Origin of the sequence: Phenylobacterium sp., assembly GCF_037968635.1 — a bacterium.
Classification (GTDB): Bacteria; Pseudomonadota; Alphaproteobacteria; order Caulobacterales; family Caulobacteraceae; genus Phenylobacterium.
The window spans coordinates 18,905-31,820 of record NZ_JBBKVV010000201.1 but is presented as its reverse complement, the minus strand read 5'-3'; the positions used below and the strand labels follow the sequence as shown (position 1 = coordinate 31,820).

The window sequence follows — 12,916 nt, the reverse complement described above, 5'->3', positions numbered from 1 at the left end:
CGAGGCCGTCCCTGTTTCAAAGCGGGGGGCCGTCACAGAATGCGCCCGCCGCTAGGCAGGATTTACCCAGTGCTTGGTAAATGAGCCGTTTACATTTGAGCGTCGCTGTCGCCGTGAGGGGGACGCAATGTCGCAGGGTGCAGGCTAACCGCCCCAGGGCGCCAGGGCGCCCCAGAGGCCCAGAACCACCGAGAAAGCGGTGTAGAGCGCCACCGTGAAGGTGAAGCCCGCCTTGCGCGCCTGGGTCCAGCTGTCGACCCGGCGGCCGCCGCGCCAGACGGCGGGCAGGATGATCAGGGTGCCGGCGGTCATCAGGGCGGCGACGCAGGCGCAGGCCGAGGCGATGATCAGGGCCGGGCCGGGCCAACCGTACATGACGTTGGCCAGATCGTCGGTCTTGGAGACCCAGACCAGGAACAGCGCCATCGAGGTCAGCCACAGGGTGGCGTGAATGTTGTGGATCAGGCTGGCCAGGCGCTGGATGCCGGTCTCGCGGAATTCCCGGCGATTGCGCAGCAGGACGCCGCCCAGGGTCGCGGCGGCGGCCAGCGCGGTAAGGCCAGCAAGGATCAGCAGGTTTGTCGGCTGATTCCAGAAACCCGTGCGTTCAAAGGTCGAGACGCCGTCGGCTGGAGTGAAGTTGATGGCCTTGCCCGCCCGGACGTCGAAGTTCAATCTTTCAAAGCCGGTGGTGGAGATGAAGCGGCCGCTCCTCGGATCGCCCTGGGGGACCCAGCTGCGGGCTGCCGCACCCATGCCGCCTGAGGTGACCAGGCGACCGTCGTCGGTGACGCTGACCGAGACGCCGCTGATCAACCTGCCGACAAAGGATTCCAGGCCGCGATAGGCCCGGCGCGTTCCCAGATAATAGCCCTGATAGACTTCGCGACTGTCGACCAGCGCCGGCGCGCCCTTGCGGGGGAAGGGCGCCGGCGGGGCGTAGAACTGGGCCACGATGCGGCCAGGCAGACGCGCGGCGAGATCGCCGCCGGTCTCGGTGTTGGTGCTGATGAACACGCCGAGCTTCAGGTCCGGAGCCACCACCATGTTGGACAGGAAGGACAGGGTGCCTCCGGCGTGGCCGAAACCCTTGTGCCCACCCGGCAGGTCATAGGCCGCGAAACCATGTGGCCAGCCGTTGATCCCCGGTGCGGTGCGCCGCAGCGGAGTCCCGAACGCCTTGGCCGCGCGGGGGCCGTAGATCACCGCGCCGTCGAGGCTGCCGCCGTTCAGCAGCATCTGCATATAGCGCGCCATGTCCCCGGCGGTGGAGGACGCGGAGCCGGCGGGCGCGATGTGGCCGATATATTCGTAGGGCCGCGCGGCGTAACCGGTCGGCGTCCAGCGATAGCCTTCGGACAGATCGTCCTGCAGAGCCTCGGGCATCGGGGCCGGCAGACCCGCCTCCGTCGGTCGCGCCTCACGGAAGGTGGTGTGGTTCATGTTGAGCGGCAGGAGGATTTCCTCCTCGATCAGCCGCTCGAAGGGCTTGCCGGAGACGTAGGAGACCGCCTCGCCGGCCAGGGCCGCGCCGTAGTTGGAATAGCTGGAGAGCAAGCCCGCCGCGTGGACCCGACGGGGGCGCTCCTGCCGCAGATAGGCCTGCAGGGGCCGCTCGCGGGCGGGGTTCTTTTCAAAGAGCTGGCCCAAGGCCCGGTCCTCGAAGCCCGCCGAATGGTCGAGGAGATTGCGCACGCGGATCGGCGTGTGGAAACCTTGATCCTTCACCTGCAGTTGTTCCGGCAGATAGAGGTTGATCGGCTGACCCAGGCGGATGCGGTCAGCCTCGACCTCCTTCATCAGGGCGATCCAGGTGAAGGTCTTGGAGATCGAACCGACCCGAAACAGCGTCGTGTCGGGATTGACCCTGCGGGCCGGCGACAGGCTGGCGAAGCCGTAGCCTTTCTTCAGCACCACCTGGCCGTCCTGGATCACCGCCACGGTGACGCCGGCGATGTGCTCCCGGTCCATGGCGTCCTTCACGACGCCGTCGACATAGGCTTCGAGTTCGGCGGCCGGCAAGGCCTGGCCCGGCGCCAGGCGCGCGCCGGAAGCGGCCCGGGGTGCGGCGGGTGCGGTGGCGATCAGACTGGAGACCGCAGGCGCGGTCGCCTCGACCATGGCGGGCTTTGGCGCGGCGGGGCGTGCGACGGCGCGGACGGCGGGCCGCCTCAGGGCCTCATAGGGCACGGGGCCCCGGGGATTGACGTCGGAGGCCGCAGGGAGCGCGGTGGCGTCCTGCGCGGAAGCCGGGGCGGCCAGAAACAGGAGAAGCGCGGCGAAGGCGGCTTTGGCGACGGAAGTCATCAGGTGGATCGGCTTCGGGTGAAGGGCTGGCGCAAGACCTCCTTGTAGAGGCGCCTGCGAGGTCTTCAACCCGGCGCCTGTTCGTAGGGGCAGACAGGTTGTCACCCTTCGGCCGCATCTTGGCGAAGCTGGCGCCGCTTAACCTGTCCGAAGAGCGCGGCGTCTTGAGCTCGCGCCATTCTGACCGGGTCAGATCGATCCGACTCTAGAAGGCCCTCGGCCGCGGGGCCGGTGGGAAGGGGTAAAGCGGCAGCATGGGGCGCAGTTGCGGGCCGATCCAGACCTGGGGTTCGGAGGGCGGCGTCATGCCCTCCTTCTTTTCGCGGGCCGAGACGCAGGCCTGGACCTCCTTGGCGAGGCTCGGGAAGTCGTGGGCGGCGGACGTCGACTGCAGGAAGCATTCGTCGAAGAACGGATATTTGTTGGACTCTCCGCAGCCAAAGGAGGTGCGATCGGGCCGCGCGGCGGTCAGGATCATGCGGTTGGGCTGGGCGAGGTCCGGGATAAAGACGCCGGAGAAGCAGGCCGAGATCACCACGACTGTCGGCCTCTGACCGCAGGTGCGGTCGAGGATCGCCGCCAGCAGGCGCGGCGGCAGGATATCCTGGTCCACCAGCACCCCCTGCGGCGCGCCGTGCGAGGACACATAGAGCAGGCAGCCGCCCTGGGCCCTGGGCGCCACCTCGGTCAGCGCCTCGTAGATGGCCTTGGGGCTCGATTTTCCGGCCTTCACGTCCTTGTAGCGCTCAGGTCGGACGGAGAACTGTCGCAGGTTGGCCTTGTCGAATCCGATCCGTTCCAATTCCTGCGACACGTCACGCCGGGCGTTGTCGAAGGCTTCAGAAGGTCCGCCCGTGTGGGCGTGCCAGTCGCCCGCCACCACGACGGCGGCCCAATCGGAGAAAGGTCCGCCGGCGGCGAGCGCCGGGGCCGTCCAGCCGAGCAGCAGGACCGTCAGGACGCCGAGGAAACCGCGGCGCGGGCCCATGCTACTTCTTGTAGGACTGGAAGGGTGTGGGGACCGCCGTACCCGTGGCCTTGGCCACCAGCCGGCCGTCAGCGTCGTAGAGTTCACCCTCGGTGAAGGCGATGGTCCGACCCCACTTGGCCACGCGCCCGATGCCCTTCAGGGTTCCCGGCATGGCGGGGCGGAAGAAGGTGGTCTTCATCTCGGCGGTGGGCGCCACATGGGTCATGCCCGAGGCCACCATGCAGGCGGTCGACATCGCCTCATCCAGCATGGCGCAGAGATAGCCGCCCTGGATCTGCTTCATGGGATTGAGCAGCAGCTCGGCCTTGGCCTCGAAGGCCACCTCCACCGACTTCTCGGCCTGGCTGACCGCCACCATGCGGAAGCCCAGGGTCTGGGAGCCGGTGGGCTGGTTCTTGGAGCGCAGGAAGCGCGCCAGGATCGCCTCGTCGGTCAGGGCCTCGGGTTCCGGGGCTGCGACGTCGGTCATGGTCGGGGGCTCACTTCTTGCGGAATTGGTCCAGGGAGACGACGTTCGCCGCCTCGGGGTCGACGTCGGGGGCGTCCGTGGCGGGCGCCGGCTTGTCGGCCGCGGCGGCGGGAGCCTCGCCGGCCGCCGGCGTGGTCTCGAAGGACAGCAGGAACTGGACGCTGGGGTCGTAGAACCGGGTCACCGCCGCATAGGGCACCGACAGCCGCTTGGGTGAGCCGCCGAACTTCAGGGTGACGGAGAAGAAGGTCTCGCCGGGCGCCAGGTCCCAGTACTGGTGCTGCAGGACGATGGTCATCTCGTCCGGGTACTTGCCGAGCAGGTCGGCGGGGCCGGAGACGCCAGGCGCCTCGCTCTTGAAGGTGATGTAGAAATGGTGCGCGCCCGGCAGGCCGTCGGGAGCCGCGGCGCGCTTCAGGGCGGCCTTGACCACACCACGCAGCGCTTCCTGAGCCATCGCCTCGTAGTGCATCTGGTCTTGGGCCGGCGGGTCCTGAGCCATGGTGTCTCCGAGGGGCGATAGGCAACTTCCCGAAGGGTAGCGTTTCGCGCCGCGCACGCAAGCGGGCTCACGCGCAAATGGGACCTATGGGGCGTTGGCGCCACGGGCTGCGACAGGCTAGACGGTTCGGCAAGCGGGGGCCGCCTTCAACGACATGCTTTTTGCTTCGCCGACCTTCCTGTTTGTCTTCCTGCCCCTGTGTCTGGCGGCCTATTTCGCCTGTCCCTCGACCCGGCTGAAGAACGCCGTGCTGCTGGCCGCGTCCCTGGTCTTCTACGCCTGGGGGGAGCCGGTCTTCGTGGTGCTGATGGCGGCCATGACCCTGGTCAACTACACGGCCGCCCTGGCCATCGACGCCCGCGACGGCGCGGCCCGAAAGCAGGCCCTGGCCCTGGCCGTCGCCATCAATCTGCTCTCCCTGACCGTGTTCAAATACGCAGGTCTGATCGCGGTCAGCCTGGGCCTCCCCGATCCGGGTATCCCCCTGCCGCTGGGGATTTCCTTCTTCACCTTCCACTGCCTGTCCTACCTGATCGACACCTATCGCCGCCGTTTCCCGGCCAACCACGATCTGACCCAGGTGGCGCTCTATATCGCGCTGTTCCCGCAGCTGATCGCCGGGCCCATCGTCCGCTACAAGACCATCGCGCGCCGGCTGGCCCATCGCCGGCATAGTCTGGGCCGCGCCTCGGCAGGCGTTCGCATCTTCATCATCGGCCTGGCGCAGAAGCTGCTGATCGCCGACCCCATCGCGCCCCTGGCTGACGCCGTCTTCGACCACGCCCGCGCGCCGGGCCTGATCGAGGCCTGGCTGGGCGCCGGCGCCTACGCCCTGCAGATCTATTTCGACTTCGCCGGCTATTCGACCATGGCTATCGGTCTGGCGGTGATCTTCGGCTTCTCCCTGCCGCGCAACTTCCGCACCCCTTATGCGTCAGCATCGATCACCGAGTTCTGGCGCCGCTGGCACATCAGCCTTTCCACCTGGTTCCGCGACTATCTCTACATCCCTCTGGGCGGCAATCGCGGCCCGGCCTGGAAGACCTGGCGCAACCTGATCGTGGTTTTCCTGCTCTGCGGCCTCTGGCACGGGGCGGCCTGGACCTTCGTGCTGTGGGGCGTCTGGCATGGGGCCTTCCTGGTGCTGGAACGGGCCGGGCTTGGTGCTGTCCTGGCCAAGCTGCCGCGCGTGGTCGGCTGGGCCTATGCGCTGGCCGCCGTGACCCTGGGCTGGGTGCTGTTCCGAGCGGCGGACCTGTCCCGTGTCCTCGACCTCTGGACCGGCATGGCGGGTCTGCGCGGCCTGGGTGGCCTGCAGGCGCAGACCCATGCGGCGCTCCAGCCCCTGCACCTCTGGCTGGTCCCCCTGGGCGGTCTGCTGGCGGTGTTCGGCCTGCCGAAGGCCCTGCGGAAGATCCATGGCCTTGCCTGGGCCGACACCGCCGGCGTCGTCCTGCTGCTGGCGCTCTGCCTGCTGAAGGTCGCTTGGGGCGCCTACAGCCCCTTCCTGTATTTCCGGTTCTAGGGGAGGGACGCCATGCTGATGACCCGCCCCCGCCGATACCTCATCCTCGTGGTCTTGGCCGTGCTGATCGCACCGGTGATCGCCATGCCCTTCGTCCCGTTCAAGACGGTGTCGCTCCAGGAAAACCGCCGCCTCGCGCCCGTGCCGGCCATGCCCATGACGGCCGCCGAATGGCGCAAGCTGCCGCGCGCGATCGACGCCTACCTCGCCGACCACTTCGGTTTCCGCGAGCCCCTGATGCAGGCCGCCGCCAGGCTGCAACGCAAGCTGGGGGGGGAGGGGGCGGCCGCCACGGCGGTGACGGGCAAGAACGGCCAGATGTTCCTGGTGGACGGGCTGATCCGCTCCACCGGCCAGGAGGTCGATCGGGCCCGAGCCGCCGACTACGCCGCCTTCGTCTGCGAGGCCAAGGGCAAGCTGTCAGGTGTGACCGTGGTGGCCAGTCTCGCCCCATCGCCCGCCGAGATCGAGCCCGATCTGGCGCCCGACTGGGCGGGGCCGCCCAGGTCCCCCACCGAGTACGACCTGATCCTCAGCGGCCTGGCCAGGTGCGGCGTCACGACGGTCGATCTGCGCCCGACGCTGCGCGCCGCCGGTTCCCACGGACAGGTCTACCGGCGACACGACAGCCACTGGTCTCTGCGCGGATCGCTGGTCGCCTATAACCAGATCGTTCCGGCCCTCGGCCAGCCCGGTTGGCGCATTGATCCGAAGGCGCTGACGTGGGGCATAGTGTCCCTCGACAACGGGGATCTGCCGCGCCTGGCGGGCCAGCCACAGGCCGTCGAGCGGGTGGAGGTCCATGACGCGACCGCCCTGCCGCCCGGCGTCGCCCGCGCTCCGATCGCGGGTCTGAACTCTCGCTCGGCCCCGCCCTTCCTGATCGACACCGGCAAGGCGGGCCCCACGGTGCTGATCATCGGCGACAGCTTCACGGCCGATCCGATGCCGCCCTATTTCGCCCCGTTCGTGGGCAAACTTGCCTGGGTCCACGAGGACCGCTGCACCTTCGACTGGCGGGTGATCGCTCGGGTGAAGCCGGACTACGTCCTCTTCCTGCCGGCCGCCCGCGAAGCCGTTTGCGGCGGCGCCAGACCCGCGCACTTCAACTGAGAAACCGAGATGAGGCAAAGGTGGAGGGCTTCTGTTGCAAGGCGCCCTCCGGGCCCCGCCTAGCGCTGCTAAGACGCTAGGAGTTTAGGTCGAAATCTATCGGGTCGCTTACGCGGCCAAACGGACTTCTTCAGCGAAGTTATCGTTCGCATTTAGATTAAGGCCCGAAACGGTGGGCCAAGCCGGAAGAAAGCAACACCTTTAGACGTCTGTCGATGCTGATCGGCCCCGCACTTGCCCGCGATAACCGGGGGGAAGATTGGTGGAGCCGCCGGGAATCGCACCCGGGTCCAGTCCGCTTATGACGTGCGCGTTTATCCTCATAGTCGAGCCGAAACCCGACCCCCCATATATAGGCGCGATTGGTTCAGGATTGAAGAACCGATGACAAAAACCGGGTCACGCCGTTGGCGATACGTGAAACGGGGGGGCGGGTTCGTGGACGCCCACCGATTCTGCGTGAGCGGGTTAGGCGGAAATCGGGGCCGGCCCTAGCCTCTGGGCGTCAAGTTTCGCACCTCGCCCAAGGGCCTTCTCATGCACCCCCTGATCTACGCCGCTCGCCCCCTGGTCCTGGATTTCCTGGCCACCATCGTCTTCTTGATCCTGGTGGCCCTGAAGGTCGATCCCACCATCGCCGCCGGTGTCGCCATCGCCATCGGGATCGGGCAGGTGGTGGTCCTGAAGATCATGAAGCGTCCCATCGCCCCGCTGCAGTGGCTGGGCCTGGGCCTGGTCCTGGTGTTCGGCACGGCCAGCCTGCTGACCCACGACATGCGCTTCCTGATGGTCAAGCCGACGGTGGTCTACCTGCTGGTGGGCGCCTTCATGCTCAAGCGCGGCTGGATGCTGCGCTACATGCCGCCCATCGCCGCCGGTCACGGCGAGGATGTGATGGTGGTGTTCGGCTATGTTTGGGCCGGGCTGATGTTCGTCAGCGGCGCGGCCAACGCTGTGGTGGCCGTCGCCTTCACCGACCATTGGGTGGCCTTCATGGCGATCTTCCCCACGGTGTCGAAGATCGCGCTCTTCGCCGTTCAGTATCTGACCATGCGCGCGGTCGTGCGGCGTCGCATGATCGCCGCGCGAGAAGCGCCCGCCGGCGCGACGGCCTAGGCCCGGGTGCGAGCCGCCTTGGCGATCAGGCCAGAGATCAGGGTTTCCTTATAGGCCTTGAGGAGCCCGAAGGAGCGCTCCACCTGCGCCCGGTCGCCGGTGACCAGCAGCTCCATGGCCAGGCCGCGCATGGCCGCCATGTGCAGACCCACCATGGCTTCGATGGCTTCGCGGTCGTCGATGCCGATTTCCTGGGCCAGGTCCCACATCCGTTCGCGACGGTTCTGTTCGATGCTGTTGAACATCTCGGGCAACTTGGCGGCCAGCACCTTGTCGGAGCGGGCGGCCATCATGATCTCGAGCTTGGCCATGGCCGGCGCCTGGGTCAGCATCCGCCAGGTCAGGTCGGTGCGCGACATGAAGTAGGCCAGCTTGTCGTCGTCGTCGTTCAGAGCCGGAGGCTGGCTGGACCGCTCGTCGGCGCCCGAGGCGTAGGCCACCACCGCCAGCATCAGGTCCACCTTCGATGGGAATTGATGCAGCATGCCGCCGCGGCTGACGCCGCCGGCCTCCGCGATCGTCGAGAGCGTGGTGGCCGAGTAGCCCAGCCGATTCAGGCAGTCGACGGCGGCGTCGATCAGCCGGGCCCGCATGCTGGCGGTGCGCTCAGCCTGGCTGCGCCGTGCTTCCGGCGCGATGACCGCCTTGCCGCCCATATTCATTGGCCTCCCAACCTGCCGTCATCCTGTGGGTGTTCCGCCACGGGAGGCAAGGTGAAGAAAAGAGGCGCCGACGCGCCTCGCGCGCCGGCGCCAGTGCCCAGACGATCTTCGCGACCGCTTGGGAGGACCTCGGAATGGCGTGAAATCTCGCGCTCGATATCGGAGCGCGGCGCCCATGCGAAACTGCACGGACGCCGGCGCCGAAGGTGAGCCATGACCCCCGCGGCATCCTGGAAGAGCCGCCGGCGCCGAGCCGTCTGAATGTCAAATTCGACCACGTCAAAAACTACTCGCGCGGCTCGACCCCGAAATTGAGCTGAGACGCAAAATTGCGAAATCTATCAATCAACTAAAGGCAGGCTGGCGATGAATGGATCGCCTGTCGTTTCCAAATCCCGTCTGGGCCGGTTCTGGTGCGGGTCCCTTGCGGGCGCGCGCCGATCAGCCACGTTGTTGGCAGGAGGAGACACCCGCACGCCGGCGGCGTCAACAAACAAACCGTCCAAGCGGTCGGTTTTTTGAGACCCTGTTCTGAGGTCTGCTTCGAGGCCTAGAAGACTTCCGAACCACGAGTGATGGAGAGCACGCCGGTGCGCGACAGCTCCACCAGGCCAAGCGGCCGCATCAGGTCGACGAACTTGTCGATCTTGGAGGAGACCCCGGTCAGCTCGAAGATGAAGCTGTCGATGGTGGTGTCGAGAACCTTGGCGCGGAAGATGTCGGCGATGCGCAGGGCCTCGACCCGGTCGCCGCCGGACCCCTTCACCTTCACCAGGGCCAACTCCCGCTCCAGGCCGTTGGGGTCGCGGGTGATGTCCTGCACGTGGCGCGTGGCCACCATCTTTTCGAGCTGCGCCTCGATCTGCATCAACACATGCGGCGTGCCCCGCGTGACGATGGTGACGCGGCTGGTGTGGGCGCGGCGGTCGGTCTCGGCCACCGTCAGGCTCTCGATATTGTAGCCCCGGGCCGCGAACAGCCCCACCAGCCGGTGCAGAACCCCAGGCTCGTTGTCCACCAGGATGGCGAAGGTCGCCAGGCTCTCGGCCTCTTCCGAAGGCGTCAGGTCATAGACGGAGGCGGGCTGGGTGTCGGACATCAGGGTCTCGTCAAAAAGCTTCGGCAAACGACCTCTCACATGCGCCGCCCGCGGGCAACCTCGCCTGCGTCTTTCGCGCCACAGGGGAGGGCGTGCGTGCAATTTCCGGTTGTTCGGTCGAAATGCCGATGTTATCCGCCGCGCCCCGAAAGGAACGTCGTCATGACCTGCATGGTCCTGTCCAATTCGCTCGTCAGTTCGCAGCCCGGTCAAAAGACCGAGCGCGATTTTGCGCGCGTCTGGGAGGGAGCTTCGGTCTAGGTCGATCTGATCTGGAATGTACGAAGGAACCCCTCCCGGCCCGGCCGGGAGGGGTTCCTCGTTTCAGAGGCGCGCTTTCCGAAACCGGAACCGGGAGGGGATGGGAAATAGGGGCAATTATATACGTGACAAAGCAGCGTTGAAACGGTAGGGTTTTCCTACTGAAGGACGCCCGCCATGAACCTGACCGATCCGATCTTCCAAGACGCCGACAAAGCCCGCGCTCACCTTGAGGCGACCCGCTGGCCGAACGGCCCGATCTGCCCCAAGTGCGGCGTCGTCAATGAAGCCACCCAGCTTCAGGGCACCCATCACCGCGCCGGGCTCTATCAGTGCAACGCCTGCCGTTCGCAGTTCACCGCGACGGTCGGGACCGTGTTCGAGCGTTCCAAGGTCGAGTTGAACAAGTGGCTGCTCGCCACCTACCTGCTCTCGTCCTCCAAGAAGGGCATCAGCGCCTTGCAGCTCAGCCGCACCATCGGCGTCACGTACAAGACGGCCTGGTTCATGTTCCATCGTATCCGTGAGGCGATGCGCGTTGATGCGCCCGCGCCCCTCGGCGGCTCCGGCAAAGTCGTTGAAGTCGATGAGACCTATGTCGGCGGCAAAGAGGCCAACAAGCACAAGTCCAAGCGCGCCGCGAAGGGCGACGTTTTCGGCGCCAAGCAGGCCGTCGTGACGCTGGTTGAGCGCAACGGTGAAGCCCGCTCCTTCCACGTCGCCAACGTGACCGCCAAGACCCTGCGCCCGGTGATCGTGAAGAACGCCAGCCGCAAGTCGCACCTGATGACCGATGGCGCCCGCATGTATCCCGCCGTGGGCCGCGAGTTCGACCGTCACAGCGCCGTGGATCACTCCGCTGGTGAGTATGTCCGCGAGGGCTTCCACCACTCCAACACGGTCGAGAACTACTTCTCGATCCTGAAGCGCGGCGTGATCGGCACCTATCACCACATCAGCGAAGCGCACCTCTCGCGCTACCTCGCGGAGTTCGATTTCCGCTACTCCAACCGCTCAGGTCTGGGCGTGGAAGACACCGAGCGCACCAACCGCGCCTTGGTCGGCATCGGCGGTAAGCGCCTCACCTATCGGCGGCCTAGTGAAGGCGCGCACGCGTAAACAGAAAGCGAGGCGTATCCTCGCTAAACGCCGAACTGGACCCCGCAATGGATGACGCAATGGCCGCGGCCTTCACCAGCCTCTTTGTCGGCCTGTTCGGTCGGCTTAAGGCGCGTGGGGTTCTTGATCAGGTGGACCTCAACGAGATTTTCGAGAGCGCAACGCTGGGCTTTGAAGAGATGGGCCTGGACTCATCGGAGACTGCGCGCACGGCCCACGGCTTCCTGCGCAGCCTTCAATCCATCGTTGACCGGTGATCCGCCAGACCGTGGCGGCCAGCTTTAGCAGCTGATCCTCGGGCATCAGATTCGACTCCAAGTAGGCAAGGTGTGAAGCTCGCCGAGCCGGCCGTCCCGCCGGCAGCGGTTGTCTAGCTGGGTCAGTTTGGGGGAGCCGTGGTTAGTCAGATTGCCGCATATTCGAGCTTTTCGCGGGAGGGCGAGGCCGCCGTCCGACATAAGGTCGAGCGGTCGGGCTACAATGATGAATGGTCGGCCCATGCCCTCAAGTGGCTATCCGAGCAGGATCTTCGGCGCGAGGACGACACCAAGACGGCCCAATTCAAGCAAGAGAGGTTGTCTCAGCGGACAGCTTCGGCGGCGGAGCGGGCGGCGGTAGCTGCTGAGGCCGCCGCAGCGGAGGCGCGGGAGGCCAACGCACTGGCCTTGGCCTCCAATGAGATCGCACACGCCGCTAACGCCCTGGCCTTGTCGGCCAACGAACTGGCGGCTTCCGCAAACTCCCTGTCTTCTCGCGCCGTCCACAAAGCTAGGGACGCCAACAAGATCGCAACGGGCGCGATGATCGCGGCGGCGATAAGCGCGGTGATCGCCATTTTGACAGCCCTTCTCAGGGCGCCTTCGCCCTAGCTCTTTGGTTTCGATTTCGTCGGTGCGCTTGGCGCTGGCGGCTTGTGCGGCGTCGGCGGCGTGTTCGCCAGATTGCGGAGCGTCCGCTCAAAGGCCGCGTCGTCGGGCTTTTCGTCTTCAGGGGTCGTCTCAGTGGAAGAACCAGACATGCCGCAGCCGCTCCGAAAGAAATGCCACCTAACCTTCAAGGGGCTCGAAGACCGGCCAGACCATGCCCGCGTAATCGGGCAGATCGTCGCCATCTCCGGTCGCATTGAAAGCCGCCTCGGGTCGCTCTTGGCGATTATGACCGGCGGGCTGACTCACGTCACCATTCCAATGTTCCTCGCCGTCCGCAGCGCCGATGCTCAGCGGTCCATGCTTCAGGCCGCAGCCCAACATGCGCTCGGCCCTGACGACCTGGAACGCTTCACCGCCATCATGGATGACTGGCGCGGGCGCTATGGTGAGCGAAACAAGATCGTCCACAACATCTGGGGACACAGCGACGATCACCCCAAGCTCGCAATTCGGATCGCGGCAGAGGACTTCGCGGAGATATGGAAGACCTCGGCATTCCTGACCAATCCCGAAGTAGCTGAACGCGCCGCTATCACCCTTCGGGACCTATGGAAGAGTTGTGAGGGATGGACCGTGAAGGACCTGGAGGACGTCAAAACGCGCCTTGAGGGTTACGAGACTAGGATCTCGCGACTTTGGGCGGACCTGTACGACCGCCAATTTCCGAGAGTTGCCCCCACCATGACCGGGCAAGCCTCTCGGCTTGATAGGGGGTCAGGCGAGTAGCCTCCCCGTCAAACGGCCCAAACTCGGAAAGCAGCAAGTCGCGAAGGATCGTCTCGCCTCGCGTCGGATCAGTTAGAGCGCCGGCCTGTCCATCCTT

At 66.2% G+C, this 12,916-nt stretch carries 13 protein-coding genes and 1 other RNA gene; 6 read left to right on the top strand and 8 right to left on the bottom strand.

What is annotated here, in order from left to right; genetic code table 11:
• Positions 1–144: 144 nt before the first annotated feature.
• The 4 genes from AAC997_RS21100 to AAC997_RS21085 form a co-directional block, all read right to left on the bottom strand.
• Positions 145–2,307 (bottom strand): serine hydrolase domain-containing protein, encoded by a 2,163-nt coding sequence (locus tag AAC997_RS21100; RefSeq protein ID WP_340647677.1) that lies wholly within the window; start codon positions 2,305–2,307, stop codon positions 145–147.
• A 205-nt stretch (positions 2,308–2,512) separates the two neighbouring features.
• Positions 2,513–3,295, bottom strand: a complete 783-nt coding sequence (locus AAC997_RS21095; protein ID WP_340647676.1) for a C13 family peptidase — start codon at positions 3,293–3,295, stop codon at positions 2,513–2,515.
• Position 3,296: 1 nt separating this feature from the next.
• Positions 3,297–3,767 carry a PaaI family thioesterase gene (locus AAC997_RS21090; protein WP_340647675.1) on the bottom strand — a complete coding sequence of 157 codons (471 nt, stop codon included), beginning with the start codon at positions 3,765–3,767 and terminating at the stop codon, positions 3,297–3,299.
• A 10-nt stretch (positions 3,768–3,777) separates the two neighbouring features.
• The gene (locus tag AAC997_RS21085) at positions 3,778–4,269 is read right to left on the bottom strand and encodes a ClpXP protease specificity-enhancing factor SspB (protein ID WP_340647674.1); all 492 of its coding nucleotides are present in this window, start codon (positions 4,267–4,269) and stop codon (positions 3,778–3,780) included.
• A gap of 154 nt (positions 4,270–4,423) precedes the next feature.
• On the opposite strand from AAC997_RS21085, the gene AAC997_RS21080 reads away from it, so the two are divergent.
• Both AAC997_RS21080 and AAC997_RS21075 read left to right on the top strand, forming a co-directional pair.
• Positions 4,424–5,794: an MBOAT family O-acyltransferase gene (locus AAC997_RS21080; protein WP_340647673.1), complete on the top strand. Its 1,371-nt coding sequence runs from the start codon at positions 4,424–4,426 to the stop codon at positions 5,792–5,794.
• Between the two features lie 12 nt (positions 5,795–5,806).
• Positions 5,807–6,907 carry a hypothetical protein gene (locus AAC997_RS21075; protein ID WP_340647672.1) on the top strand — a complete coding sequence of 367 codons (1,101 nt, stop codon included), beginning with the start codon at positions 5,807–5,809 and terminating at the stop codon, positions 6,905–6,907.
• A gap of 19 nt (positions 6,908–6,926) precedes the next feature.
• Here the strand turns inward: AAC997_RS21075 and ssrA are convergent.
• Positions 6,927–7,289, bottom strand: a transfer-messenger RNA (tmRNA) gene (gene ssrA / locus AAC997_RS21070).
• Between the two features lie 155 nt (positions 7,290–7,444).
• Between ssrA and AAC997_RS21065 the strand changes: the two genes are divergently transcribed.
• Complete coding sequence (locus AAC997_RS21065; protein ID WP_340647671.1) at positions 7,445–8,023, top strand: septation protein IspZ; 579 nt, start codon at positions 7,445–7,447, stop codon at positions 8,021–8,023.
• Here the strand turns inward: AAC997_RS21065 and AAC997_RS21060 are convergent.
• Positions 8,020–8,679, bottom strand: coding sequence for a helix-turn-helix domain-containing protein (locus tag AAC997_RS21060; RefSeq protein ID WP_340647670.1), 660 nt, complete (start codon positions 8,677–8,679; stop codon positions 8,020–8,022). The genes AAC997_RS21065 and AAC997_RS21060 overlap by 4 nt on opposite strands.
• Positions 8,680–9,235: 556 nt before the next feature.
• The gene (ilvN, locus tag AAC997_RS21055; RefSeq protein WP_340647692.1) at positions 9,236–9,784 is read right to left on the bottom strand and encodes an acetolactate synthase small subunit; all 549 of its coding nucleotides are present in this window, start codon (positions 9,782–9,784) and stop codon (positions 9,236–9,238) included.
• 438 nt (positions 9,785–10,222) lie between these two features.
• Here ilvN and AAC997_RS21050 point away from each other — a divergent pair, with 438 nt between their 5' ends.
• Both AAC997_RS21050 and AAC997_RS21045 read left to right on the top strand, forming a co-directional pair.
• A complete protein-coding gene (locus AAC997_RS21050; protein ID WP_340647669.1) occupies positions 10,223–11,164 on the top strand; it encodes an IS1595 family transposase in 942 nt (313 codons plus the stop codon).
• 47 nt (positions 11,165–11,211) lie between these two features.
• Positions 11,212–11,421 (top strand): hypothetical protein, encoded by a 210-nt coding sequence (locus AAC997_RS21045; RefSeq protein ID WP_340647668.1) that lies wholly within the window; start codon positions 11,212–11,214, stop codon positions 11,419–11,421.
• Between the two features lie 323 nt (positions 11,422–11,744).
• On the opposite strand, the gene AAC997_RS21040 is transcribed toward AAC997_RS21045, so the two are convergent.
• Positions 11,745–11,999 (bottom strand): hypothetical protein, encoded by a 255-nt coding sequence (locus AAC997_RS21040; protein WP_340647667.1) that lies wholly within the window; start codon positions 11,997–11,999, stop codon positions 11,745–11,747.
• Positions 12,000–12,180: 181 nt separating this feature from the next.
• Here AAC997_RS21040 and AAC997_RS21035 point away from each other — a divergent pair, with 181 nt between their 5' ends.
• The gene (locus tag AAC997_RS21035) at positions 12,181–12,819 is read left to right on the top strand and encodes a hypothetical protein (RefSeq protein ID WP_340647666.1); all 639 of its coding nucleotides are present in this window, start codon (positions 12,181–12,183) and stop codon (positions 12,817–12,819) included.
• Positions 12,820–12,916 lie beyond the last annotated feature (97 nt).

Bases quoted from the DNA above. Each gene is read 5' to 3' on its own strand.
- AAC997_RS21100 (WP_340647677.1), bottom strand. From the start codon at position 2,307: ATGACTTCCGTCGCCAAAGCCGCCTTCGCCGCGCTTCTCCTGTTTCTG.
- AAC997_RS21095 (WP_340647676.1), bottom strand. From the start codon at position 3,295: ATGGGCCCGCGCCGCGGTTTCCTCGGCGTCCTGACGGTCCTGCTGCTC.
- AAC997_RS21090 (WP_340647675.1), bottom strand. From the start codon at position 3,767: ATGACCGACGTCGCAGCCCCGGAACCCGAGGCCCTGACCGACGAGGCG.
- AAC997_RS21085 (WP_340647674.1), bottom strand. From the start codon at position 4,269: ATGGCTCAGGACCCGCCGGCCCAAGACCAGATGCACTACGAGGCGATG.
- AAC997_RS21080 (WP_340647673.1), top strand. From the start codon at position 4,424: ATGCTTTTTGCTTCGCCGACCTTCCTGTTTGTCTTCCTGCCCCTGTGT.
- AAC997_RS21075 (WP_340647672.1), top strand. From the start codon at position 5,807: ATGCTGATGACCCGCCCCCGCCGATACCTCATCCTCGTGGTCTTGGCC.
- AAC997_RS21065 (WP_340647671.1), top strand. From the start codon at position 7,445: ATGCACCCCCTGATCTACGCCGCTCGCCCCCTGGTCCTGGATTTCCTG.
- AAC997_RS21060 (WP_340647670.1), bottom strand. From the start codon at position 8,679: ATGGGCGGCAAGGCGGTCATCGCGCCGGAAGCACGGCGCAGCCAGGCT.
- ilvN (WP_340647692.1), bottom strand. From the start codon at position 9,784: ATGTCCGACACCCAGCCCGCCTCCGTCTATGACCTGACGCCTTCGGAA.
- AAC997_RS21050 (WP_340647669.1), top strand. From the start codon at position 10,223: ATGAACCTGACCGATCCGATCTTCCAAGACGCCGACAAAGCCCGCGCT.
- AAC997_RS21045 (WP_340647668.1), top strand. From the start codon at position 11,212: ATGGATGACGCAATGGCCGCGGCCTTCACCAGCCTCTTTGTCGGCCTG.
- AAC997_RS21040 (WP_340647667.1), bottom strand. From the start codon at position 11,999: ATGGCGATCACCGCGCTTATCGCCGCCGCGATCATCGCGCCCGTTGCG.
- AAC997_RS21035 (WP_340647666.1), top strand. From the start codon at position 12,181: ATGCCGCAGCCGCTCCGAAAGAAATGCCACCTAACCTTCAAGGGGCTC.